This window comes from Rhodanobacter sp. MP7CTX1 (assembly GCF_014205795.1).
Lineage (GTDB): Bacteria > Pseudomonadota > Gammaproteobacteria > Xanthomonadales > Rhodanobacteraceae > Rhodanobacter.
Map to the genome: position 1 here is coordinate 100,879 of NZ_JACHCN010000005.1, position 25,889 is coordinate 126,767.

Here is a 25,889-nt window from a genome sequence, read left to right on the forward strand (position 1 = left end):
ACAGGTTCAGCGCAGCGCTTCGCGCAGCAGCGGCGCGAGCTGCTCGGGTTCTTTCAGGAAGGCGTCGTGGCCATACGGTGACTCGACCACTTCCAGCGTGGCGGGGCCATGCAGGCGACGCTGCAGTTCGCACAGGTCGGCAAGCGGCACCAGCCGATCGGAGGGAAAGCCGATCAACGTGGCCGGCGTCGACACCTGCTCTGGCGTCACGTCGTGCAGGTCGATGGATTCGGACAAGGCGAGGAAGCGATCCGCATCGAAACGTTCGACGAAGCGACGGCCCGCGTGCTCAAGGTAGTCCTCCACCGGGAAATGAAAGCGGTCATCGCGCCACTCCGGGCCGCCAGCAAAACGCCGCGCGAATTCACCGCTGCCACGATAGGTGGTGATTGCCAGCTGACGCGCCAGTGCCAGCGCCTGATCGACCTGACCGGTCGATTGCCCGAGCCGCACGATGCCGCGCTGCACGCTGCGCTGCGCGGTCGCCAATGGGTGGGCCCGGTGCGCTCCAGCCAGCAGCAACAGGCGGCCCACCTGCCGCGGGTGGCGAACGGCAAACGCCAGCGCCACCATCGCGCCGTACGAGGAACCGATAAAGGCATGCACCTGCTGGATGTCCAACGCATGCAACAGCGCGCTCAACGCATCGGCCTGATCTTCGCTGGATACCGCGCCGGCGCCCAGCTCTGCTGGCGTCAACCAGTCGATGGCCAGCACCCGCCAGCGATTCAGATCGATCGCGGCGCCGGCACCTACCACGGCCTGCCACCAACCTGGAGCGGCGTTGTCATCCAGCGCGGCCACATCGCGGTCGGCCGAAATGCCACCCTGCACGATCAGCGTCGGTGCATCCGGCGCCCCGCACCACTGGTAGCGCACGTCGACCTCGCATGGGCCGCTGCCGTATTTCGGGTTGAGCAGCACTCGCCGCGTACTCCGCTGGGCGGTCAGATCCGAGTGCGAGCGCAGCGCCGCTGTCTGTGTGGCGCGATCTGGCGGAAACGGGCTTGCTGCTGCAAGGGAGCCCGTTTCGGACGTGCTGATGCCGGCGGTGCTGATGTCAGATAGGCAGGTCATGGGAGTCTCTCCGGTCGGCATCGCCCTGCGAAGCACCGGAAAGGTCGCCATGCGCGATGTCGACAGCGGATTGCTGTGACACGGCTGACGCCCATCTTCCGGTTGGCGCCGCAAAGCGCCTCCGCAGGAATTAGCACCGTTGCGGAAACATTCCGCAGGTTGCCCCGGCTTCAAAGGGCCTGTCCCTCAGCCGGTCTCGATGAGTGAAGCGGATATTGAATGCCTGACTGCATCTTGTCAATAGACGTCTAAACATCTAAACGCTTATATGTTTATTGGCATATGCGATTTGCCATTTTCCAGGCTTGGTCGCATGCTTGATCCGGCCTGGCAGCAGGGGACCAGACTTCCCGTCACAGCTCTCCATCGAGCACCTATCCATGAGCATCCAACCCGACCTTTCCGCCACTATCGGCCACACACCACTGCTGCGGCTGCGACACGCTTCCGCATTGACCGGTTGTGAGGTATTGGCCAAGGCCGAGCTTCTGAATCCGGGTGGCTCGATCAAGGACCGAACCGCCCTCGGCCTGCTGCGCGATGCCGAGCAACGCGGCCTGATCCGTCCCGGCGGCACCATCGTGGAAGGCACGGCCGGCAACACCGGCATCGGGCTGGCGCTGCTCGGCGCCAGCCTCGGCTATCGCACCGTGATCTTCATGCCGGAAACGCAAAGCGGTGAAAAGATCGATGCGCTGCGCGTCACCGGTGCCGACGTGCGGCTGGTGCCTGCCGTACCTTATAAAGACCCGAATCACTATGCGCATCATGCGCGCGCCCATGCCGAGGCATTGAACGCCAGCGACGCTGGCAGTGCATGGTTCGCCAACCAGTTTGACAACACCGCAAACCGCGACTTCCATGAGGCCACCACTGGCATGGAAATCTGGGAGCAGACCGACGGCCAGGTCGACGGCTTCGTCTGCGCCGCCGGCACCGGCGGCACGCTGGCCGGCGTGGGTCGCGCACTGAAGGCCCGCAAACCAGGCGTGCGCATCGCATTGGCCGACCCCACCGGCTCCGCACTGGCCAGCTACGTCAATACCGGGGAACTGGTTGCCAGCGGCAACTCGATCAGCGAAGGCATCGGCTCGAGCCGGGTCACCGCGAATTTTGCCGGCGCACCGATCGACCTGGCCTGGTCGATTTCCGATGAGGAGTCGGTGCCGCTGGCGCATCAGCTCCTGCATCAGGAGGGCTGGTGCGTGGGCGGCTCCAGCGGCGTCAACATTGCAGGGGCGATTCGCCTCGCACGCAACCTCGGCCCCGGTCACACCATTGTCACGGTGCTTGCCGACGCCGGCACGCGTTATCAGGCCAAGCTGTTCAATCCGGCGTTCCTGCGCGAAAAGGGTATCCCGGTGCCGTCCTGGCTCGCGCTGGCGTTTCCGGGGTGAGCCGCACCGAGCCGTCCCGATGCAGCCCTGTCTTCGTCCACTGCTCCTGCTAACGTAACCCCATGAGCCCCCATCCCGACACGTCGCCCCTGCACTCCAAGCTACAGCGCGACGGCTTTGCCTTCGTAACTGCCGAGACCATGCGCCAACTGCTCGGCGAGCCACAGAGTTTGAACGACTGGACGGCGTTCGCGGCCAGCTGGAACGATCTTGCACCAGACACCTACCTCGCGCTGCGCGGTCGTCATCGACGCCGCCGCCACGCGACGTATTCGGTCGCAGCGAGCGGCGAGGTGCGCCGCGAATCACATCAGCCACATTTTCAGAGCCTGCAGCACAATGCCCTGCAGGGAGACATTCAGCGCTGGTTCCGACCGATCCGACCAGCGATCGCCGACGGCGCCAGCGTGCGCGTCATCATCGATTTCTGTCGGCAATTGTTCGGTGCCATGGCACCTTCGACGCAGCACTGGCATGTCGAGATGCACCAGTTCCGCATCGAGGCCCGCGTCGGTGAGCCTGGCGAACCGACGCCTGAAGGCGTACACCGCGACGGCGTCGACTTCGTATTGGTATTGATGATCGACCGCGAGAATATCGAGAGCGGCACGACCACCATCCACGCACACGATGGCTGCCTGCTGGGCAGCTTCACACTTACTCGCGCACTCGATGCCGCCCTGGTCGACGACGCGCGCGTCTACCATGGGGTCACCGCGGTAACCCCCATCGATCCGCTGCAACCTGCTCATCGCGATGTGTTGGTTGTGACCTTTCGCGCCGCTTAGATGTGAACGACGCAATGTCAGTAAATTCACATGCAGAAGGCTTGCAGCTTGCGAAGCTGTCCTCGTAGTAGCCGTGCCCTGCACGGTCTCGCCTCGGGAAAAGTGCGCGCGATTTTTTTGCGGCCCTTGACCTGCAGTTCCGCCAAGCATTTGGCATACGAGATAAGGACACACTTCATGAAGACAAAACTGATTCTTGCTATGAGTACCGCGCTGTTGTTGTCCTCGGCAGCAGTCTTTGCACAGTCCTATCCGCCGAGCGGCGATGCCACCGTTCAGACGACCAAGACGACCACGACCGTGGAGCACGTCGACGGCGCTAATGCAGTCTGGTACAAGCAGGGTGGCGTGGTACCAACGGAATATCGCGACAATCGCTATGTGGTAACTCACTGGCAGACCGAGCACTTGAATGATCCGAGCACTGGCTCACACTGGGTCCGCGGCGACAATGGCGATTTCCTGCTGGTTGATGAAAACACTGGCGTGATCACCAAGATCATCCAGAACCCCCAACATTAAGTTGGTCGGTTGGGAACACAGCTTCCCACCGTAGCAACACAAACGGACTCATGGCCTCCATGGGTCCGTTTTTTGTCGCCGCTTTGAATATCTCAACCTCCCCCTGCGCTCGGGATTTGCGATGAACCGAGCCGGCTGCGACACTGCCGGCACGCAGCTGCGGGCATCGAGCGGCACGGATCAACCAGCCAAGGGGAGCCGCCATGTCAATCGCCGCAAACATCGTGATCGCCCTGATCGCCCTGCTGCACCTTTGGTTCCTGGTGTTGGAAATGTTCCTGTGGACCAAACCGGCGGGTCGCCGTGCGTTCGGCCTCACCGCGGAGTTCGCCGAACAATCGAAAGCACTGGCCGCCAACCAGGGCCTCTACAATGGCTTCCTCGCCGCCGGGCTGGTCTGGGGCCTGAGTCTCGGCAGTGTGGGCTTCAGTGTGAAGCTGTTCTTCCTTGGCTGTGTGCTGGTGGCCGGCATCTTCGGTGGGCTGACGGCGAGCCGGAAGATTCTCTGGATCCAGGCGCTGCCGGCAGCGATCGGACTGGTCCTGATGCTGCTGGCCTGATCATCGAGTCGCCCACTCGACGTGTCACTCACTGCTATCAAGACACTCATGACAACGACACATCGCGAAACCGTCGGCCCCCGGTTTGACCCCACCTTGATGCAGCGTGCGCGCGAACTTGCATGGGCTGCATTGCACGGCATCCGCGAGCGCATGCATCCCGGCATCAGCGAAGACGAGGCCAAGGTCGAGGCGGCGGAGGTATTCCGCGAACTCGGCTTCGAGCGGCTGTGGCATCCGACCTACATCCGGATCGGGTCGAACACCACCAAGACCTACCGGCAACGCTCCGATTCCGGCGTTCGACTGGGTGAGAACGACAGTTACTTCATCGACATCGGGCTGGTGTTCGACGGTCACGAAGGCGATGTCGGCGATACGTTCGTGGTCGGTCATGCACCGGAGCAGCAGGCCTGCGCCAATGCAGCCCGCGCACTGTTCCATGAGGTAGCCCAGGCCTGGCGCATGCAGGGGCTGAGCGGTCAGGCGTTGTATGCATTTGCCGACGAGCGAGCCAAGGCGATGGGCTGGCGGCTCAATCACGAGATCAAGGGACACCGGGTCTGCGACTTTCCGCACTCGATCCACAAGGCCGGCGACCTCGGCGATCTGGAGGCCACGCCATCGGGCGGACTGTGGATTCTGGAAATCCAGATCGCCCATCCAACCGAACCGTTCGGGGCGTTCTACGAGGATCTGCTGACGGACGCGCCGGCACGCTGACCAGTCTCTGATGCGTGCGAGGGCGCTGATCGAAGTGTGTCGGCTCGATCACCCACAACACGTGCGCAACCAAGCGCACTGCAACGCGCGAGCAACGTGGCAGTTGTGCAAGCTCGGCAATCACTCAAGGTGAACGACCCGCTGCGCTATGCTGCGGGTCCATCCAGGTTTGCTTGGAATCAAGGCAGCGCCGCATGCCGTCACGAATAGATCCAGCGCCAACCACTGCCGCCATCGCCGGCAGGGACGGCTCGCAGGCGAAAGCCCGAAAGCGACCGTCAGCCAATGTCATGATCGTGGGCATCGGCGCCTCGGCCGGGGGGCTGGAAGCGTTCAAGGCATTCTTCACGCACATGCCCGCCGATGGCGAGCTGGCCTTCGTACTGGTGCAGCACCTGGCGCCGGATCACCATAGCCTGCTGGCCGAGCTGGTCGGCCGCAGCACCGTCATGCCGGTGCTTGAAGCCACGCACGGCATGCGGGTCGAGCCACGGCATGTCTATGTGATTCCTCCGAATGCCACCTTGACCATCTCCGATGGCGTCCTGCAGGTGCACAAGCCGGCACCGCCGCGGGAGCATCGCTGGCCGATCAATACGTTTTTCACTTCGCTGGCCGAGGATCAAGGTGACCGCGCCGTATGCGTGGTGCTCGCCGGCACCGGCAGTGACGGTGCGCAGGGACTGCGCGCGGTCAAGGATCACGGTGGACTGGCGCTGGCGCAATCGGGCTTTGACCACGAGGCAATGACCGGCATGCCGGCGAGTGCCGTGGCCACCGGCCTGGTCGACGCCGTGCTGCCGGTGGTCGACATGCCTGCGCGACTGCTCGCCTATCAAAAGCAGATGCACGCCGCGCAACAGCAAAAGGGTTCCGATGGCCTGCGCGGTGATGTCGCTGCGCACCTGAAAACCATCTGCGAATTGCTGCATACGGAAATCGGTCACGACTTCAGCCAGTACAAGGAAAAGACCCTGCTGCGGCGTATCCAGCGCCGCATGCTGGTGGTACAGGCTGAGAACGTTACGGACTACATCGACCACCTGCGCCAGCATCCGAACGAAGCCGAGCTATTGTTCCGCGAATTCCTGATTGGAGTGACGGAGTTCTTCCGCGACCCGGTTGCCTTTGAAACACTGCGAACCATCGCGATCCCCGCGTTGCTTGCCGACAAGACCAGCGCCGACGTGCTGCGGGTCTGGGTACCTGGCTGCGCCACCGGCGAAGAGGCTTACTCCATCGCGATCCTGTTGCGCGAGGCGATGGGTTCGCAGCGCGGCCTGAAGGTGAAGATCTTTGCTACCGATATCGACGATCAGGCCATCGGTGCGGCACGTGCCGGGCGCTTTCGCTCTCCGCTGATTGGCATTTCTCCCGAGCGCCTGGAGCGCTGGTTCAGCAAGGATCGCGACGACTACTGCGTGACCAAGCAGATCCGCGAGATGTGCATCTTCTCGCCTCACAGTGTGATCAAGGACCCGCCGTTTTCACGCATGGATCTGGTCTCCTGCCGCAATCTGCTGATCTATCTGAACAACGATCTGCAGGAACGCCTGGTGCAATCGTTCCACTACGCGTTGCGACCTCGCGGGTTCCTGCTGCTGGGTACGTCCGAGCGGTTGGCGAAGAATGCCCGCCTGTTTACCGAACTGGACAAAAAACAGCGACTGTACGTTCGCCGCGACGACGTACACCCTCGCCCGCGAGGTTTTCTCGGTGCTCAACCTCGCCCGGCCAACAACACCGAACACGCGGAGCACAATGCGCCACGACACGTCGAGGATCTGATCGACCAGCACGCGCGTCAGGCCCTGGAGCAGTGGTCACCCGCGTACGCGGTGATCAATGCAAGCCACGACGTGCTGCGTTTTGGCGGCGACACCGGACGCTATCTCGCGCCGTCATCGGGTACCGCCAGCCTCAACCTTTTCCAACTGCTCGACAAGCCATTGCGCGGCGCCGTACGTGCGGCGGTACTGCAGGCATTCGCCAGCGGCAAGCGGGTGATTCGCGAGGGACTGACCTTCCTGTTGAATGGGCATCAGCGGACGCTGCGCCTGATCGTGGAGCCGCTGCCCGAAGACGACGGCAGGGTCGAGATGTGCGTGGTGGCTTTCCACGAGCTTGAGCCTGCGCCGCACGCAACCGAGCCAGCACCGGATGGCACCCCCGACAACGAGCTCGGGCGAATCCAGGCGCTTGAGGAAGAGTTGCGCGGGACCCGCGTACAGCTGCATACCGCCGTCGATCTGCACGAAACGGCCAGCGAAGAACTGAAATCGGCGAACGAGGAATACCAGTCGGTCAACGAGGAGCTGCAGTCTGCCAATGAGGAGCTGGAGACTTCTACGGAAGAGATGCAGTCGATCAACGAGGAACTGCAGACGGTCAACGCGGAACTCGCCAGCAAGAACGAGGCATTGAACCGGGTCAATAGTGACATCCGCAACCTGCTGGACAGCACGCACATTGCGACTCTTTTCCTCGACCGGGACTTGCTCATTCGCAGCTACACGCCGGCCATGACCGACCTGTTTCACTTGCGTGATGGTGACAAGGGTCGCCCGATCAACGAGATCTCGCCTCGCATCAACTACCCGGAGCTGAGAGAGGACGTGGCGCGGGTGCTGCGCGACCTGGCAGTTGCCGAACGCACGCTGCGCGGTAAAGGCGACGCGCCGACGTACCTGCTGCGCATGCGACCCTACCTGACGATCAACAACCTCATCGACGGCGTCGTGCTGACCTTCGTCGACATCACCGAGATCCAGCGGCTAAATAGTGAGCACGCCCGTCTGGCGGCCATCGTGAACTCCTCGCGGGACGCCATCTTTGGATTCTCGCTGGACGAGCGGATCACCAGCTGGAATGCCAGCGCCGAGCGCATATTCGGCATGCCAGCGGCGGACGTAGTGGGCAAGCCGCTCAGCTTGCTGCTGCCGCCCAATCCGTCTGAAGATACGAAAAAGTTTTTCGTCAGCCACGAGCGCTCCCTGCGACTGGCCGAGTTCGAAATGACCTGGGTGCGACCCAACGGTGAATCAGTGCCGCTGTCCCTCAACTACTCACCGGTGTGGGACTTCGATGGCACACTGCTCGCCGGCAAGCTCATCGCGCGCGACATCACCGAACGCGTTCGCGCCGCACGACACACCGAACTGATGCTGGCCGAGCTCAATCACCGCGTGAAGAACACGCTTGCCACCGTGCAGGCGATTGCCCATCAGACCGTGGTCAATGCGCCGGATCTGGAAGCTTTCAAGGAAAGCTTTCTGGCACGGCTGCTGGCCCTGTCGCACACCCACAATCTACTCGCGAAGGATGCCTGGACCGGCGCGCCACTCAGCGGCATCATCAACAACGAACTGGCACCGTACCGACAGGACACCGACGCACGCGTGAATGATGCGCGCGTACGCCTGCAAGGCGACGAGCTCAACCTGCAGCCAAAGCAGGCGCTGGCATTGAGCATGGCCTTGCATGAGCTGGCCACCAATGCCGGCAAATACGGCTCGCTATCGACTCCCGTAGGACAGGTAACCGTCACGTGGACAACACGCATCAGGGACCAACGTCTCTGGCTGTACCTGGCGTGGACGGAAACCGGCGGCCCCGCCGTCGAGCCGCCCACGCGCCGCGGCTTCGGCTCACGCCTGATCGAAGAGGGCGTGCCCTACGAACTGGATGGTGAGGTGACACACGAATTTCCCAGCAGCGGCGTTATCTGCACCATCGATGTACCACTCGACGAGGTAACTTCCTGATGAACACCGACAGGAATTCACCCTGCATCTTGCTCGCTGAAGATGAAATGCTGCTGGCGATGATGCTGGAAGATCGACTCAACGCCTCGGGATACCGCGTACTCAAGGCCGCACGTCTGGCCAAATGCCTGGAACTGGCCGAGTCCGCGCCGATCGACCTGGCGATTCTCGACATCAATCTGGCCGGCGAAGTCAGCTTTCCCGCTGCCCTGGTGCTGCGCCGCCGCGGTATTCCGTTTGTATTTTCCTCCGGCTACGGCGACGACGACCTGCCCGAAGCCTGGCGCACCGAGAAAATCCTGCAGAAGCCCTACGATGCCCGCCAACTGGATGCGGCCTTGAACGCGCTGCGCGCCGCCTGAGTGCTTTGCCAGTGCTCCTGCGAGGCCATGCTGGCAGCTCATCCAGAGCATTAGTGCTGCCCTGACACGATGTATACAGGCACTTATCAGTGCATCGACTACCATGAACCTCTTTTCGTGAGTTCATTGCATGTCACCTGAGTCGATCCACCGAACGGCAGAGACCGTTCGAGCCTCACCTGTGGACGTGTCTGCGGATCGGCTGAAGTTCAACGGTGACAATACGTTTCAGCGTGAGCTGCGGCGGCGGGTCGAGGAACATTTCAGGCGCAGCGGGCACAAACAACGCGACAGCGCGCGGATGTATCTGAAGTCGGCGATCATCCTGGCCACCTTCGCTGCCTCCTACGTCTTGCTGGTGTTTTTCGCCGCGACGTGGTGGCAGGGCCTGTTGCTCAGCGCGGTGCTTGGCAGCGCGGTCGCGCAGATCGGCTTCAACATCCAGCACGATGCCGGCCATCAGGCGTATTCGGAGCACCGCTGGATCAACAACTGGATGGCCAGGACGCTGGACCTGGTGGGGGGCAGCTCGTACATCTGGCATTGGAAGCACGCGCACTACCATCACACCTACGTCAACATCGACGGCCACGACAGCGACATCAGCCTCGGAGTGCTTGCACGGTTTGCTCCGATGCAGAAGCGCTACCGGCACCATCGCTGGCAGCACCTTTACATGTGGCTGCTGTACGGCCTGACGGCGGTGAGCTGGCATCTGCATGACGACTTCCACGACATCATCACCGGCACTATCGGCAAGCGCCGGTTTCCGCGACCGCGCGGTAAGGACCTGGTGGTTTTCGTGCTCGGCAAGCTGGTGTTCTTTACGCTCGCGTTCGGCCTGCCGCTGGCCTTCCATTCGATCGGTACCGTCGTGCTTTACTACTCCGTGGTCGCGATGGTTGCGGGCGTGCTGTTGGCGATGGTGTTCCAGCTGGCGCATGCCGTGGAAGAAGCCGCGTTCCCGTCGCCGAGCGAGCCGGGGCGCATCGACAAGCCATGGGCGATTCACCAGCTGGAAACCACGGTCAACTTTGCGCGCGACAGCCGGGTGATCACCTGGCTGGTCGGCGGCCTGAACTTCCAGATCGAGCACCACTTGTTTCCGCGCATTTCCCACGTCCACTACCCGACCATTGCGCCCGTGGTAGAGGCGACCTGCCGCGAATACGACGTGCCATATCACACGAATCGTTCATTTAGCGCCGGAATCGCCTCGCACTACCGCTGGCTGCGGCGGATGGGTCGGCCGGATCCCGCGCCGGCATCGCTGGCGCTGAAACCAATACCGCAAACCTGAACGTGATCGCATGATGTCGCGGAGAGTTGTGGGGAAACCCCGCTCAAACCGCCGCGAGCGGCCATTCCTAGAGCCCGTATATGGCGCCCGAGGGAGCCGTGGCGATCGGCTGAACCGCCATTACGGCATTGCCATCGATTCCAGCTACAATAACGGGTTTGACGCACCCAAAGCTCGTTTTGCCTGGAGTCGGCGCAATCCGCCCCCATCTTGCAGACGCCTTGACTACAAACGCGTTGAATTTTCCCTGGGACAGCCTGGCGCTGCCCCGCTTGCCTTTATCCAACGACTCTTACCGGAATCCAGAACGTGGCCCGACTGAAACCTCTCTCCCTTTATCGCAACATCGGCATCATTGCGCATATCGATGCGGGCAAGACCACCACCACCGAGCGTGTGCTGTATTACACCGGCAAGAAGCACCAGATCATCGACGTGCACGACACCAAGGACGGCAAGGGTTCGACCACGACCGATTACCTCGAGCAGGAGCGCAAGCGCGGCATCACCATCCAGTCGGCGGCCGTGTCCACCGAGTGGAAGGGTTACCAGATCAACGTGATCGACACCCCGGGACACGTGGACTTCACCATCGAGGTGAACCGTTCGCTGCGCGTGCTCGACGGCGCCGTGGTGGTGTTCGACGGCGTGGCCGGTGTGGAACCGCAGACCGAGACCAACTGGCGCCTGGCCGACCAGTACAACGTGCCTCGCATCTGCTACGTCAACAAGATGGACCGCATCGGCGCCAGCTTCGGCCATTGCGTCAAGGGTATCCGTGAGCGCCTCGGCGCGAACGCACTGCTGTGCCAGATTCCGCTGGGCAGCAGCGACGAGTTCTGCGGCATGGCCGACCTGGTCGCCGGCGTGGGCTACATCTGGGCCTCCGACGACAAGGACAGCACCTGGGAAACCGTGCCGCTGGCCGATCTGAAGGGTCGTCTGACGTTTGGTTCCACGGTCGACAACGAGTGGATCGCAAACCTGCCGAAGCTGCGCGAAGAAATGCTGGAAACCGCGCTGGCTCTGGACGACAACGCGTTCGAGCACCTGATCAACACCGGCGAATTTGACCCGGCCGTGCTCAAGCGCTGCATCCGCGAGGGCACCGTCACCGGTGCGCTGGTGCCGGTGCTGTGCGGCTCGTCATACAAGAACAAGGGCGTGCAGCAGTTGCTGGACGCCGTGGTCGATTACCTGCCTTACCCGGGCGAGAACGGTGGTATTTCGATGGTCGACGAGGACGGCAACGTCATCGGCGAGCAGGTCGTGTCCGACGACGCACCGGCGCGCGCGCTGGCGTTCAAGGTCATCAACGACCAGTTCGGCACGCTGACCTTCTGCCGCGTCTACTCCGGCGTGATCAAGAAGGGCGACACGCTGCAGAACGTCACCCGTGGCAAGAAAGAGCGCGTGGGCCGCATCGTCGAAATCCACGCCAATGCCGCCAAGGAAATCGATGAAGTGCGCGCCGGCGACATCTGCGCGTTCGTCTCGATGAAGGACACCGAGACAGGCGACTCGCTGTCCGACCCGGCGCATCCGGCCCTGCTGGAGCGCATGCGCTTCCCGGATCCGGTGATCAGCGTGTCGGTCGAGCCGAAGACCCGCAACGACGTCGACAAGATGTCCACCGCGCTCTACAAGATGGTCAAGGCCGATCCGTCGCTGCGCATGGAAGTGGACAAGGAAACCGGCCAGACCGTGCTCAAGGGCATGGGTGAGCTGCATCTTGAAATCACCATCGACCGCATGCGCACCGAGCTGGGCGTGGACGCGAGCATGGGCAAGCCCAAGGTCAGCTTCCGCGAGGCGTTCGGCCAGACCGTCGAGCACACCTACACGCACAAGAAGCAGTCCGGTGGTTCGGGCCAGTTCGCCGAAGTGAAGATCATCTTCGAGCCGGGCGAGTCCGGTTCGGGCGTGGTGTTCTCCGACGAAGTGGTCGGCGGCCGCATCCCGCGCGAATATATCCCGGCCATTCAGCACGCGATCGAAGTCGAATCGCGCCAGGGCCAGGTCGCCGGCTACGAAGTGCTGGACTTCAAGGCACGCCTGATCGACGGCAAGTACCACGACGTCGACTCCTCGGCGCTGGCCTTTGAAATCGCGGGTCGTGCCTGTTTCCGCGAGGCGCAGAAGCTGTCCAAGCCGAAGCTGCTCGAGCCGATCATGAGCCTGGAAGTGGTCACCGAAGCGACCTACCTCGGCGACGTGATCGGCGACATCAACCGTCGTCGCGGCAGCATCTCCGACCAGGGCCACAAGGGTATGTCGGCCTTCGTGCAGGGCTTCGTGCCGCTGTCCGAAATGTTCGGCTACATCAACTTCCTGCGCTCGGCCACCAGCGGCCGCGGCAACTTCACCATGATCTTCGATCACTACGAAGAAGTGCCGGCCAGCATGGTCGCGAAGCTGATGGAAAAAGAAGCGAAGTAATCCGCTTCTGACATCGCTCTGGCTTCATCGGCCAGCGATAAAGCAAAGGAACCCGGGGAGCGATCCCCGGGTTCTTTTTTTGCAGATCACTATTTAAAAAGACGTCATATGCTGTCAATGTCCGTTTGCGACTTGCGGCAGACAACAAGTACAAACGAAATTTAGGCAGTTCAAATATCACAGGGGGTCGATATGGAACAGCAGGAAGAGCGGTATATCACCACGCAGGTGGCTATCGGATGGGTGCTTCTTCTTTTGGTGAAGGTCTTCTCGTTCTCGGCCGCGATTCTTTTTAGCATCTACGAGAACAACGGTTTCCTTTCGCTTGCTGGCGATCCTGGTCCACAGGCGGCCAGGGCATTTCTCTATGTGTTCTGGGTCATTTCACTCATGCCCGTATACGTCTTTGTCGTCGCTAAGCGGTCCAAAGCTTGGCGCTTGCCATCCCTGATTCTTGGCACGTTATTTCTTCTCTTTGGGCTCTTCCATCACTGGCACCATTGGTCAGACGGCGAGCGGCAGGGCTTTACCTCGAACGTCATCGATTTAATGAATCACGGCGTTGCACTTTGGTTGGTCTTCGCTTCGGCGCTATGGATCAAGGTCCATGCAACGCGTGATGCAACGATGGATGCATCCGTCCTCGATCAACGGGGAGCCTAAGCGTCTGGGTAGCTTTCGACCTTGGAGCGTCCACTTTCGCCAGCGGACATTTCTTACGGACCAATCGACGTCCTCCGTAGCCAGCCAGTGGCCGGGAAGCTTCAGGAGTGAGGGTCATACAGAGGATCAGCCAACCGATCCGAGCTACAATTGACGGTTCGCGCTCCAGCTGACCTGCCCGTATGTCCACCCATCTGCAAGAAACCCGTCGTCGCCGCACCTTCGCCATCGTCAGCCATCCTGACGCGGGCAAGACCACGTTGACTGAAAAGTTGCTGTTGTTCGGCGGCGCGATCCAGATGGCCGGCTCGGTGAAGGGGCGCAAGGCGGCGCGGCATGCAACGTCGGACTGGATGGCGCTGGAGAAGGAGCGCGGCATCTCGGTGACGTCGTCGGTGATGCAGTTTCCGTACGAAGGCAAGATCGTCAATCTGCTCGACACCCCGGGCCACGCGGACTTCTCGGAGGATACCTATCGCGTGCTGACCGCGGTGGACTCGGCGCTGATGGTGATCGACTGCGCCAAGGGCGTGGAAGAGCGCACGATCAAGCTGATGGAGGTATGCCGCCTGCGCGACACGCCGATCATGACCTTCATCAACAAGCTCGACCGCGAAGGCCGCGCACCGATCGAGTTGCTGGACGAAGTGGAGTCCGTGCTCGGCATCGCCTGCGCGCCGCTGACCTGGCCGATCGGCATGGGCAAGCGGTTGAAAGGTGTCTATCACCTGCTGCTCGATGAAGTGCACATTTTCGAGCAAGGCAAGAACTTCACCCGGCAGGATTCGACCATCTTCAAGGGCCTCGACGCACCCGGCCTGCTGGAGAAAATCGGCGACGAAGCGATGCGCGAACTGCGCGACGAGCTAGAGCTGGTACAGGGCGCCGCGCCGGCTTTCGACATGGACGAATACCTGGCCGGTCGGCAGACGCCGGTGTTCTTCGGTTCCGCCGTGAACAACTTCGGTGTGCAGCTGCTGCTGGACTTTTTCGTCGAGAACGCGCCGTCGCCGCGCCCGCGCGGCACGCTGTCCCGTGAGGTACAGCCGGAAGAAGAAAAGCTGACCGGTTTCGTGTTCAAGATCCAGGCGAACATGGACCCTGCACATCGCGATCGCGTCGCGTTCATGCGTGTCTGCTCGGGCACCTACAACGCCGGCATGAAGATGATCCAGACGCGCACCGGGAAGGACATCCGCATCGCGAACGCCCTGACCTTCATGGCGAGCGACCGCGAGATCGTCGAGACCGCCTACCCGGGCGACGTGATCGGCCTGCACAACCACGGCACCATCACCATCGGCGATACATTCACCGAAGGTGAGGCAATCAACTTCACCGGCATCCCGAACTTCGCGCCGGAATTGTTCCGTCGTGCGCGGCTGCGCGATCCGCTGAAGATGAAGGCGCTGCAGAAGGGCCTGGCGCAGCTGTCTGAGGAAGGGGCCACTCAGTTCTTCCGCCCGCTGATGAGCAACGACCTGATCCTCGGCGCGGTCGGCGTGCTGCAGTTCGACGTGGTCGCGTATCGCCTCAAGGACGAATACAACGTCGACGCCAGCTTCGAACCAGTGACGGTGACCACCGCGCGTTGGGTGCATTGCGACGACGATAAGAAGCTCGCGGAATTCCGCGAGAAGAACGCGATGAACCTTGCGATCGATGGCGCGGGTGAGCTGGTTTACATCGCGCCGACACGAGTGAACCTGCAATTGGCGCAGGAACGCTGGCCACAGGTGCGCTTCTCGAATACCCGCGAGCACGCGGCGTCGGTGCCGGTTTAAGGCTACCTTGGTTGGTGCTGCGGCCTCGCTGAGCTCACTTGGCGAGCGCCCACCTCACCTCGAATCGTCAGCAGGGATCCAGTCGTAGGTTGGGGTGAGCGCAGCGATGCCCAACACCCCCACCTCGAAGCACCAGGCAACCCCAAGTTGGGCATCGCTACGCTCACCCCAACCTACCTCGCTGACCCCAAACTCTCCGCCACCCTCACAAGGCACCTGATTACTCTCTGCGCCCGCCCGTTCGGGGCCGCTCTTCGAGCGTTCTTGGCGCTTTGCGCTGGTCCGGCCTGCGCTGGAATGACGAACTGAAGAGCTGCCCGGATTGTTTTTCGGTGATCTGCATGGCTGGGAAGCAGCACTGCTAATCTGCGCACAACTTCAGGGGACACCATGCCGAACGAACAAATCGCCTTTGTCACGCCAACGGATGCGCCGAGCTGGCAGCGCTGGCTGGTGCTCTCGCCCGCGGCCCGCATCATTTTCTTTGCAGCGATGTTGATCGGCTTCAGCTTCGTCACGCATGCGGCCGTCGTCGCGCTGCGCTGGACGGCGAAGGCGGCCGATCCGCTGCACCACGCGCTGGCGACACTGAGCCTGCAACTGGTGCCGACGCTGCTCGGCTACGCGATCCTGGTCCGCCTGATCGAGCGGCGGCGCATGCGCGAACTGTCGCTGCGTGCCATTCCAACCTATGGCCTCGTCGGCTTCCTCAGCGGTGCTTTGCTGTTCAGCGTAGTGGTCGGCGTGCTTTACCTGGCCGGCAGTTACCACATCACCGGCACCGACCCGCAGGTGGATTGGCTGCCGAGCGTGCTGGTGGCCGGCATCGGCGCGGGAATCGGCGAGGAAATCATTGCGCGCGGCGTGATTTTCCGCATCGTTGAGGAAGGACTCGGCACTTGGTGGGCGCTGCTGATCTCGGCGCTTTTTTTCGGTGGTGCGCACATTTTCAATCCCGGCGCCACGCTGTGGAGTTCGGCCGCCATCGCGATCGAAGCGGGCCTGCTGCTGGCCATGATTTATCATCTCACCCGTTCGCTGTGGGCCTGCATCGGCCTGCATGCGGGGTGGAACATCATGCAGGGCACCGTCTACGGCATTCCGGTGTCCGGCGGCGCCAGCAAGGGCTGGCTGATCTCCAACCGCACCGGCCCGGACTGGCTGAGCGGTGGTGTGTTTGGTGCCGAGGCTTCGGTGGTGGCCTTGCTGGCCTGCTCGCTGGTCACGCTGGCGTTGCTCGTCGCCGCGTTACGCCGCGGCAGCATCGTGCCACCGAGATGGTGGCGCTGATCACGGCGGCATCGCTACCCACGTAGCATGCTGGCAGCTACTCTGGCTCCAGTTTGCCCGCCCGTGCAGTTTGGAATGGGTGCAGTGGTACTTCCTCACGGCACACGGTGAAATGAGCATGCCCAAGACGCAAGCAATGAAGCAACATTCCTGGCTGGCCAATCTGCCAGGCCGCTACAAGATCCTGATGGCGATCTGTCCACTGCTGGCCCTGGTCCTGCTCGCCAGCCTGGGCACGTTCAACGCGTTGCGATTGCAGCAACAGACAAGCCGATGGGTGCAGCACACCTACCAGGTATTGCTGACCATCGACGAGGCCCGACAGGCCTACCAGACCAGCGTGATCAGCGTGCGCGGCTACGTCCTCTCGCCAGGTCCCGCCGAGCTGACGGCGTTCGAGAACGGCAAGCAGCAGTTCGCGCAAACTACGGACAGGTTGCGAACACTCACGCTTGATAACCCGCTTCAGCAGGTACGCATCGATCGCCTGCTAGCGCTGGTCACCCAATGGGAGAAGGAGATCGGCGCCGGCGTGATCACGCCCCTGGGCGGCCAGCCGCAAACCGACCCGGCGCAAGCACTGGCGCAACGCATTCGCATCCGCGATGACTACCTGGCTCACAGCGCGTCACGCGCACCTGACATCAACGCCGTGCTCGCGCAGATGACCGACACCGAGCAGTCGCTGCTCACCACCCGCAACCACGTGATGGACAGCACGCTCCGTGCGCTGCGCATCGGCAACGCGATCGCAGCGCTAGCCGCGCTGCTATTCGGCATGTACGCGATCAGAATGACCCGACGGCTGGTCACCTCTCCGTTGCGGCAGATCACCGACCTGATGAACCGCGTGGCGGCGAGTGACACCTCCGTCGTGGTGACCCGGCTGGGCCGACGCGACGAGATCGGCGAGATCGCACGGGGCTTGCAGGTATTCAAGCAGATGGTGATGGATACCCAGGATCAGACCTGGCTCAAGACCCAGGTTGCCACGGTATCCCACCGGCTGCAGCAAGCGACCACCCATCGCGAGTTCGGACAGTGGCTGGTTGGCGAGCTGGTACCGCTGTTCAAGGGCGGCGTCGGCCTGTTTTACTCTTATGACGACACGCGCCTGCGGCTGGACCTGCTGGGTAGCTACGGCCTGCGCCTGGACAATCGTTCGACGGATTACTACATGCCGGGCGAGGGACTGGTTGGCCAATGCGCGACCGACCGCAAGCCGATCTTCCTCGACAACCTGCCCGAAAATTACGTGCACATCGATTCCGGCAGCGGCGAAGCCGCGCCCCGCAGCATCGCGATCCTGCCGGTGCTCTATCGCGGCTGCCTGATCGGCGTACTGGAACTGGCCGGCTTCAGTGCGCTCACGCCACTGCAATTGCTGCTGCTGGATGAGCTGCTGCCGATCGTGGCGCTGACCCTCGAGAACCTCAACCGCGCGATCGACACGCAGGATCTGCTGGAGCGCACAAAGGAGCAGGCTGACGAACTGCGCGTATCCGAACTGGTGATGCGGCAGCAGAAAGAGGTGTTGCGCGACAACAATGATACGTTGCAGGCCAAGACCGCCGAGCTTGAAGAGCAGTCCGAACAGCTGATCGCTTCGGAGGAGGAACTGCGCGTACAGGCCGAGGAACTACTGGCCTCCAACGAGGAATTGCGCGAGAAGACCGACACCCTCAACCGGCAGAAGCACGTACTGGAAGATCTGCAGCGGGACACGGCGGACAAGGCCGATGAACTGGCGCGGGCCAGTCAGTACAAATCCGATTTTCTCGCCAACATGTCGCATGAACTGCGCACGCCGCTGAACAGCCTGCTGATCCTGTCGCGCAGTCTGGCCGACAATGACAGTGGCAACCTCGACGAGGAACAGATCGAATCGGCGCGGATCATCAACGATGCCGGCACCAGCCTGCTGCATCTGATCAACGACATCCTCGATCTTTCCAAGATCGAGGCGGGCAAGATGGAACTGCTCATCGACGAGTTGCCGCTGGCTGACCTGCAGCGCCGTCTTCAGCGTACGTTTTCACATGTCGCCGAGAAAAAGGGCCTGGGCTTCATGGTCGAGATCGAGCCCGGCCTGCCGACGATCCTGCGTACCGACAGCGCCAAACTCGAGCAGATCGCCAACAACCTGCTCAGCAACGCGTTCAAGTTCACCGCGCAGGGCGCCGTTGCCGTGCGCATCGGCCGTCCGGGCAACGACGTTCTGATTCCCGCCACACTGACCGATCGGCCGCTGATCGCGATGACGGTGAGCGACACGGGCATCGGTATTCCGGCCGACAAGTTCCGCAACATCTTCAATGCGTTCGAACAGGTCGATGCCGGCACTAGCCGACAGTTCGGTGGCACCGGACTGGGCCTGGCGATTTCGCGGCGAATGAGCATGCTGCTGGGCGGCGACATTGTTCTGCACAGCGAAAGCGGCCGCGGCAGCAGCTTTTCCGTACTGTTGCCCGAAACGCCCCCGGCCGAGCGCGCGGAAAGTGCGCCACGTGCGGAGACGCCGGCGCCCGCGCGACCCTTGTCGGCTCACCTGCTGCCGGATGCCATTGACGATGATCGCCGCTCGCTACAGCCCGGTCAGATCACGATCCTGGTGATCGAGGATGACCCGCCGTTCGCGCGGATCCTGATCGACATGATCCACCGCAAGGGTTATCGCGCACTGGCGGCGAACAATGGCGAATCAGGTTTGCAGCTGGCTCGCGAGCATCACCCCACCGGCATCCTGCTGGACGTGATGCTGCCGACCATGGACGGCTGGACGGTGATGGAAAAGCTGAAAGCCGATGCCGCCACAAGGGCGATTCCGGTGCATTTCATTTCCGCCACCGACGATGCCACGCGCGGGCTTGAACAGGGGGCGGTCGGCTTTCTCACCAAGCCGGTCAGTCGCGAGTCGATCAGTACCGCATTCGAACGCTTGCTGCATTTCGCTGAGGGGCATCAGCGGCATCTGCTGATCGTGGATGATGAAGCCGATTCGCGCACTGCGGTGCGCACCATGCTACGCGCGGACAACGTATTGATTGACGAAGCAGGCTCGGCAGAGGAGGCGCTGGAGAAAACGGCGGACACCCACTACGACTGCATCGTGCTCGACCTGGGTTTGCCGGGCATGTCCGGACTGGAACTGCTTGAGCAATTGTCCAAGGCTCCCGGCGGCGTGCCGCCGGTAGTGGTGTACTCCGGGCGCGACCTGAGCCGCGAGGAGAACCTATTGCTGCGCCAGTACACCGATTCCATCGTGGTCAAGGGCGCACGTTCGCCGGAGCGCCTGCTCGACGAGGTCAGCCTGTTCCTGCACAGCGTCCAGCATGCGCGGCGGCGTTCTGTGGGCGGCGGCGCCACGCACTCTGCGAGCGAACTGGCTGGCCGCAAGGTATTGCTGGTGGACGACGACATGCGCAATCTGTTTGCACTGTCCAAGGTGCTGCGCAGTTGGGGATTGGTGGTGAGCGTGGCACAGGATGGCCAGAAGGCGCTGAAGGTGCTGGCAGATGACGGCACGGCGGAGCTGGTGTTGATGGACATCATGATGCCGGTGATGGACGGCTACGAGACCATCCGCGCGATCCGCGCACAGCCACAGTTCGTTACGCTTCCGATCATTGCGCTGACCGCCAAGGCAATGCGCGGCGATCGCGAGAAATGCCTGGAAGTAGGTGCCAGCGATTACTTGTCCAAACCCATCGATATCGACAAGCTGTCGTCGATGATCCGGGTCTGGCTGCAGCGCTGATAGCCATGTCGACTCCACCGCCAGACACCGAACTGGAACAGCTTGAGCTGGACCTGTTCGTGGAGGCGCTCAAACGCCGGCACGGCCATGACTTCAGCCAGTACGCGCGGGCTTCGCTGATGCGACGTGTGCGCCAGCTGGTGCATGATCATCATTGCAGCAGCATCAGCGCCCTCACGGCGCAGCTGCTGCACGAGCCGGATTTTGTGATCCAGGTGGTGCAAGGACTGTCGGTACCGGTCTCGGAAATGTTTCGCGATCCGGCAGTGTTCCGCGCGCTGCGCGAACAGGTGCTACCGATACTGGCCTCTTATCCACAGATCAACATTTGGCAGGCGGGCTGCGCGCACGGCCAGGAAGCCTATTCGCTGGCGATTCTGCTGGAAGAGGAAGGCCTGTACGAACGCAGCCACATCTTCGCCACCGACTTCAATCCCGATGCCCTGCAGCGTGCGCGCGAAGGCATCTACCCAGCAAAGGATGCGCAGCAGTGGTCACGCAATTATCTGGAAGCCGGCGGCAGCCTGTCGCTGGCCAGCTACTACAGCGCCCGCTACGATTTCATCAGGCTGCACGAACGACTGCGCCGCAACATCACGTTCGCCAATCACAATCTCGTGGTCGACAAGGTGTTCTGCGAAGCGCATCTGGTGCTGTGCCGCAACGTGCTGATCTACTTTTCGAACCCGCTGCAGAACCGCACGCTGACGCTGTTCCGCGACAGCCTGGTGCGCGGCGGCCACCTCTGTCTGGGATTGCGCGAAACACTGGATTTCGCTCCGGTCGCGGTCGATTTCACTGCCGTCGATCCCAAACTGCGGTTGTACCGGCGATCCAGCCAACCAACATCGGGAAACCGCGATGAATCGCCCTGAAGCGATCGCGATCGGCTGTTCGATGGGCGGCTTCGACGCGCTCAAGATCTTGCTTGCCGCACTCGACCCGCGCTTGCCGCAAGTGGTGCTGGTGTGCTGCCACACCGCCGGCAATGTCGAAGCCATGTGCGAGTTGCTCGCCAGCCATTCGACATTGCCAGTCGTCGAAGCGCGTGAGCGTGGACCGGCCAGCGGCAACACCGTACATGTGGCTCCCGGTGGGTACCATCTACTGCTGGAACACGATCGACACTTTGCATTGTCGGTGGACGAAAGGGTGTGCTTTTCGCGGCCATCCATCGACGTGCTGTTCGAGTCTGCGGCGGACGTCTATCACGCGGCATTGATCGGCGTGGTGTTAACTGGTGCAAACCGCGATGGTGCCGATGGCCTGGTGCAGATCCGTTCCCGCGGCGGCATCGCCGTGATACAGACACCCACCAGCGCCAAAGCAGCGGCGATGCCGCAGGCGGCGCTGGATACCGCCGGCACCGACTACTGTCTGCCGCTGGAGGAGATCGCTCCATTGCTCAACCGTCTCTGCCTGACATGAACGCGATGCTCCCTAAAATCCTGGTCGTTGACGATACTTCCGCCAACCTGGTTGCGATGCGCCGGCTGCTCGTGAACTGCGGCGCGCAGCTCTTTGAGGCAACCAGCGGCAACCAGGCATTGGCGCTGTGCCTGGATCATCAGTTCGCGCTGATCCTGCTCGACGTCAACATGCCTGACATGGATGGCTTTGAGGTAGCCGCTCTGCTTGGAGAAACCGAGCAGCTGCGTGAGACGCCGATCATCTTCGTCACCGCCGCCTATGCCGATGATCTGAACAAGCTCAAGGGCTATCGCTCGGGCGCAGTGGATTACATCGCCAAACCAATCAACGATGTGATCCTGCAGTCGAAGGTACGCGTGTTTCTTGAGTTGCATGCGGCCCGTGCCGAACTGCAACAGGCAATGGCCGCGCTGTCGGAGCGCAATCGGCAACTTACCGTTGAAATCGCCGAACGCGAGCGTGTCGAGGCACTGGTACGCCATCAGGCCAGTCACGACACGCTGACCGGCCTGCCCAATCGCATGCTGTTTCGTGATCGCCTGTACGGTGCGATCCAGCGTGCGCATCGCCATCACGGACTGTTCGCACTCGCCTGCATCGACATTGACGGCTTCAAGAATGTCAACGATACCCATGGCCATGCCGCCGGCGACGCCCTGCTGCAACAGATTGCTGCACGCCTGTCGGCGCAGCTTCGCGGCAACGACACTGTAGCGCGACTGGGTGGTGACGAGTTCGCGCTGATCCTGGAAGAAATAAACGATCAGCCGCTGGCGTTGCAGCTCTGCCAGAAGTTGTGCGCGCTGCTTGGCGAGCCCTACTCGCTGGTCGTCAACGGCTGTTCCATCGAAGTTCGCATTGGCGCCAGCATCGGCGTCGCGCCGTACGTGCCCAGCGATCGCCCTGACGTCGAAGAGCTACTGATCCACGCCGCTGACCGCGCCATGTACGAAGCCAAGCGCAGCGGCAAGAATTGTTGCGTGCTGGCAAGCTGAGCCCGCGCTCCACAGAGCGCGACTGCTGTTGCTCAGGCTTGCTTGCGCAGTGACACCCACATCGCGATACGTGCACGGAAAACCGCTTTCCCCGCCGAATCGGTGACCAGCACCACCACCGGCCATTCGTGCCCCGTGTCCGACGCCACCACGGGCGCGTCGGGCGTGGCTACCGCATGCATGCTGCCTGTCGCCTTGCTCAGGTATTCGACGATCATGCCCTTGGGAATCCAGCGCATGTCTGCCGGCAGAGTTGCCTCCGCCATCACACCCGCACTGAGTTCGGCAAGATTGCACAACGCGATGGCATGCACGGTGCCTATATGGTTGTGCACGCGCCGACGATCGCGCATGCGAACCTCGCAGCGCCCCGGTTCCAGCGCCACGAAACGTGGCGCGATGGTGGCGAAATACGGCGCCCTGAAGCAAACCGCGCGCGAGAACAGCCCGTGACCGCCTGGCCAGCGCGTGATGCGCCGATACATCGACAGCAACGGCGCACTCACCGGGTATCCCTGAGCGTGCCGCGCCTGCCGCCTTCCTGATGGCATCCGATGAAACGCATTACGCCGCGTCAGCCAGTTTCTTCAGATCGGCACGCGTCACCGCCGAACGCAGTTCATCCGGCTCGAAATCATCCACCGAGATGAACTCGAACACGCCCTCGCGCACGCGTTTGAGCAGCGCCGCTTCGATAGCGTTGATCACGCCGGCCTGCTCCGCCTCGGCCAGCTGATCCATGTAATCGTGTGACTTGAACTGGCCGCTCTTCTGCGCCTTCGCAAACTTGCGGTCGACCGGTTCGGCGAGGATCACCTCGGGCAACAGCGCATGCATGCGGCCCATCGTGTTATTCGCCGTCGGTGTCAGGTACACCCATTCCAGCAAGCGATCGCGCGCTTCGCTGGGTGCCGTGATCAAGGCAGCCACGCGGCGGCCCAGACGATCGGATGGCGGCACTTCCCGACGACCAAACGGAAACACCAGGATGCGCAGCAACCACGACACTGGGCGCACCGGGAAATTGCGGATCGCACCATCCAGCGCCATCTGCATATTCCACACGCACTGATGGAACGCCCATGCCAGCAGCGGGCGATCCGCTTCCGGTCGGCCGGTGTCCTCGTAGCGTTTGAGCATCGCGCTGGCGATATACAGATAGCTCAGCACGTCACCGAGACGGGCGGACAGCTTCTCCTTGAACTTCAGCTTGCCGCCGAGCACACCCATGAATACGTCCGAACACAGCGCCAGCGCGGCAGAGTAGCGATCGAGCTTGCGGTAATAGCGACGGGTATAGGCATCCCCTGCACTCTCGCCGATATGCGAACCGGTGAGGCCGAGTACGAAGCTGCGCACGGCATTCGAAATACCGAAGCCCAGATGGCCAAACAGCAGACGATCGAAGGTGCGCAACTGCTCGCGGCGATCGACGATCGCCAGCGACTGCATTTCCTTCAACACGTACGGATGGCAGCGGATGGCGCCCTGACCGAAGATCATCAGGCTGCGCGTCATGATGTTCGCGCCCTCCACGGTGATGGCGATCGGCACGCCTTGCCACGCACGGCCGGCATAGTTTTTCGGACCGAGCTGCACGGCCTTGCCACCCAGCACGTCCATCGCGTCGCCGGCAATCTGCCGGCCCCATTCGGTGGCGTGGTATTTCGCGATCGCCGACGGTACCGCCGGCTTTTCGCCGCGATCCACGGCCGCTGCCGTGGCACGTGACAGCGCCGCGGTTGCGTAGGTCAGTCCACCGATACGTGCCAGCGCCTCTTCGACGCCTTCGAAGCGGGCGATCGCGAGACCAAATTGCTTGCGCATACGCGCATACGATCCGACGGACGCGACGGCCGCACGCACGCCACCCGTGGCGCTCGATGGCAGCGAAATCGCACGGCCCACCGATAGACACTCGACCAGCATGCGCCAGCCGTGGCCGGCCATATGCGGACCGCCGATCAAGGTGGACAGCGGCACGAACATGTCCTTGCCGTGGACCGGGCCATTCTGGAACGGCACGTTCAACGGGAAGTGCCGGCGACCGATCTGCAGCCCCGGAGTTGATCGCGGCAGCAGTGCCAGGGTGATGCCGAGGTCTTCTTTTTCACCCAGCAAATGCTCGGGGTCGTACATGCGGAACGCCAGACCAATCACCGTGGCGATCGGTGCCAGTGTGATGTACCGCTTGTCGAACGTAAGCTTGATGCCCACGGTTTCCACGCCATCGACAGTTTGCTTGCACACAATGCCGAAGTCGGGAATCGAAGTGGCATCGGAGCCGGCATACGGACCGGTCAGCGCGAAGCACGGGATTTCCTCACCCACGGCCAGCCGCGGCAAGTAGTAATTCTTCTGCTCCTCGCTACCGTAGTGCAGCAGGAGTTCCGCCGGCCCGAGCGAGTTCGGCACGGCGACGGTCGATGACACCGTGGCCGACATCGACGCCAGCTTCTGCAGTACCGCCGAATGCGCCAGCGCGGAAAATTCCAGCCCGTTGTAGCGCTTGGGGATGATCATGCCGAAGAATTTGTTCTTCTTGATGAACTCCCACACGTTCGGCGGCAGATCGGCCAGTTCGTGGGTGATCTCCCAGTCGTCGATCATGCTGCACAGTTCTTCCACCGGGCCATCGAGAAACGCCTGCTCCTCCACGCTCAGCTCGGGCTTCGGCTGCTTCAGCAGTTCGTGCCAGTTCGGCTTGCCGGAGAACAGCTCACCCTCGAAACCGACCGTGCCCGCTTCCAGCGCGGTCTGTTCGGTCTCGGATAGTTTCGGCGTCACCTTGGCGAACAATTTCAGCAACGGCGCACTGATCTGCCGCCGCCGAAAGTCCACCATCAGCAGCGGCACGGCGATCGCCGCCTCGATGATCAGCAGGATCAACAGCGTCCACGGCGCACCGACCACCAGACCAACCAGCAACGTGGTCACCGCAGTAACGATGGCCCAGGTAAGCAAAGTGCTTCGGTGGTAGGCGCAGGCACCGGTGGCAATCAGCGCCGCCAACAGGGTCAGTATCACGGACATCTCA

The 25,889-nt window shown here is 62.2% G+C and carries 19 protein-coding genes and 1 riboswitch; of the genes, 16 read left to right on the top strand and 3 right to left on the bottom strand.

What is annotated here, in order from left to right:
* Nucleotides 1-6: 6 nt before the first annotated feature.
* Nucleotides 7-1,077 (bottom strand): homoserine O-succinyltransferase, encoded by a 1,071-nt coding sequence (locus HDE77_RS08675; protein WP_184416779.1) that lies wholly within the window; start codon nucleotides 1,075-1,077, stop codon nucleotides 7-9.
* Nucleotides 1,078-1,165: 88 nt separating this feature from the next.
* Nucleotides 1,166-1,283: riboswitch (SAM riboswitch) on the bottom strand.
* 174 nt (nucleotides 1,284-1,457) lie between these two features.
* Between HDE77_RS08675 and HDE77_RS08680 the strand changes: the two genes are divergently transcribed.
* From HDE77_RS08680 to HDE77_RS08755, 16 genes are all read left to right on the top strand, one after another.
* Complete coding sequence (locus HDE77_RS08680) at nucleotides 1,458-2,474, top strand: cysteine synthase A (protein ID WP_184416780.1); 1,017 nt, start codon at nucleotides 1,458-1,460, stop codon at nucleotides 2,472-2,474.
* 62 nt (nucleotides 2,475-2,536) lie between these two features.
* Nucleotides 2,537-3,262: a 2OG-Fe dioxygenase family protein gene (locus HDE77_RS08685; RefSeq protein WP_184416781.1), complete on the top strand. Its 726-nt coding sequence runs from the start codon at nucleotides 2,537-2,539 to the stop codon at nucleotides 3,260-3,262.
* A gap of 177 nt (nucleotides 3,263-3,439) precedes the next feature.
* Nucleotides 3,440-3,784, top strand: a complete 345-nt coding sequence (locus HDE77_RS08690) for an RcnB family protein (RefSeq protein WP_255482614.1) — start codon at nucleotides 3,440-3,442, stop codon at nucleotides 3,782-3,784.
* 203 nt (nucleotides 3,785-3,987) lie between these two features.
* Nucleotides 3,988-4,344 carry a DUF1304 domain-containing protein gene (locus HDE77_RS08695; RefSeq protein ID WP_184416782.1) on the top strand — a complete coding sequence of 119 codons (357 nt, stop codon included), beginning with the start codon at nucleotides 3,988-3,990 and terminating at the stop codon, nucleotides 4,342-4,344.
* Between the two features lie 48 nt (nucleotides 4,345-4,392).
* The gene (locus HDE77_RS08700) at nucleotides 4,393-5,067 is read left to right on the top strand and encodes a M24 family metallopeptidase (protein ID WP_184416783.1); all 675 of its coding nucleotides are present in this window, start codon (nucleotides 4,393-4,395) and stop codon (nucleotides 5,065-5,067) included.
* A 194-nt stretch (nucleotides 5,068-5,261) separates the two neighbouring features.
* Entirely contained in the window at nucleotides 5,262-8,831 is a 3,570-nt protein-coding gene (locus tag HDE77_RS08705; protein ID WP_184416784.1) for a chemotaxis protein CheB, read from the top strand.
* Entirely contained in the window at nucleotides 8,831-9,193 is a 363-nt protein-coding gene (locus tag HDE77_RS08710) for a response regulator (protein WP_184416785.1), read from the top strand. Before HDE77_RS08705 ends, HDE77_RS08710 begins: the two co-directional genes overlap by 1 nt.
* A 130-nt stretch (nucleotides 9,194-9,323) precedes the next feature.
* Complete coding sequence (locus HDE77_RS08715) at nucleotides 9,324-10,493, top strand: acyl-CoA desaturase (protein WP_184416786.1); 1,170 nt, start codon at nucleotides 9,324-9,326, stop codon at nucleotides 10,491-10,493.
* 309 nt (nucleotides 10,494-10,802) lie between these two features.
* Nucleotides 10,803-12,932, top strand: a complete 2,130-nt coding sequence (gene fusA, locus HDE77_RS08720; protein WP_184416787.1) for an elongation factor G — start codon at nucleotides 10,803-10,805, stop codon at nucleotides 12,930-12,932.
* A 192-nt stretch (nucleotides 12,933-13,124) separates the two neighbouring features.
* Entirely contained in the window at nucleotides 13,125-13,595 is a 471-nt protein-coding gene (locus HDE77_RS08725; protein WP_184416788.1) for a hypothetical protein, read from the top strand.
* 182 nt (nucleotides 13,596-13,777) lie between these two features.
* Nucleotides 13,778-15,379 carry a peptide chain release factor 3 gene (locus HDE77_RS08730; protein ID WP_184416789.1) on the top strand — a complete coding sequence of 534 codons (1,602 nt, stop codon included), beginning with the start codon at nucleotides 13,778-13,780 and terminating at the stop codon, nucleotides 15,377-15,379.
* Between the two features lie 390 nt (nucleotides 15,380-15,769).
* Complete coding sequence (locus HDE77_RS08735) at nucleotides 15,770-16,669, top strand: type II CAAX endopeptidase family protein (protein ID WP_184416790.1); 900 nt, start codon at nucleotides 15,770-15,772, stop codon at nucleotides 16,667-16,669.
* Nucleotides 16,670-16,781: 112 nt separating this feature from the next.
* A complete protein-coding gene (locus HDE77_RS08740; RefSeq protein ID WP_184416791.1) occupies nucleotides 16,782-20,426 on the top strand; it encodes a response regulator in 3,645 nt (1,214 codons plus the stop codon).
* 5 nt (nucleotides 20,427-20,431) lie between these two features.
* On the top strand, nucleotides 20,432-21,301 hold the full coding sequence (locus HDE77_RS08745) for a protein-glutamate O-methyltransferase CheR (RefSeq protein WP_184416792.1): 870 nt from the start codon (nucleotides 20,432-20,434) through the stop codon (nucleotides 21,299-21,301).
* Nucleotides 21,288-21,854 carry a chemotaxis protein CheB gene (locus HDE77_RS08750; protein WP_184416793.1) on the top strand — a complete coding sequence of 189 codons (567 nt, stop codon included), beginning with the start codon at nucleotides 21,288-21,290 and terminating at the stop codon, nucleotides 21,852-21,854. Before HDE77_RS08745 ends, HDE77_RS08750 begins: the two co-directional genes overlap by 14 nt.
* Nucleotides 21,855-21,859: 5 nt before the next feature.
* The gene (locus HDE77_RS08755) at nucleotides 21,860-22,852 is read left to right on the top strand and encodes a diguanylate cyclase (RefSeq protein WP_184416797.1); all 993 of its coding nucleotides are present in this window, start codon (nucleotides 21,860-21,862) and stop codon (nucleotides 22,850-22,852) included.
* A 32-nt stretch (nucleotides 22,853-22,884) separates the two neighbouring features.
* Here HDE77_RS08755 and HDE77_RS08760 read toward each other — a convergent pair whose 3' ends face one another.
* Both HDE77_RS08760 and HDE77_RS08765 read right to left on the bottom strand, forming a co-directional pair.
* Nucleotides 22,885-23,358 carry a hotdog fold domain-containing protein gene (locus HDE77_RS08760; RefSeq protein ID WP_184416798.1) on the bottom strand — a complete coding sequence of 158 codons (474 nt, stop codon included), beginning with the start codon at nucleotides 23,356-23,358 and terminating at the stop codon, nucleotides 22,885-22,887.
* 58 nt (nucleotides 23,359-23,416) lie between these two features.
* Nucleotides 23,417-25,885: an acyl-CoA dehydrogenase gene (locus tag HDE77_RS08765; protein WP_184416799.1), complete on the bottom strand. Its 2,469-nt coding sequence runs from the start codon at nucleotides 25,883-25,885 to the stop codon at nucleotides 23,417-23,419.
* Between the last annotated feature and the right edge of the window lie 4 nt (nucleotides 25,886-25,889).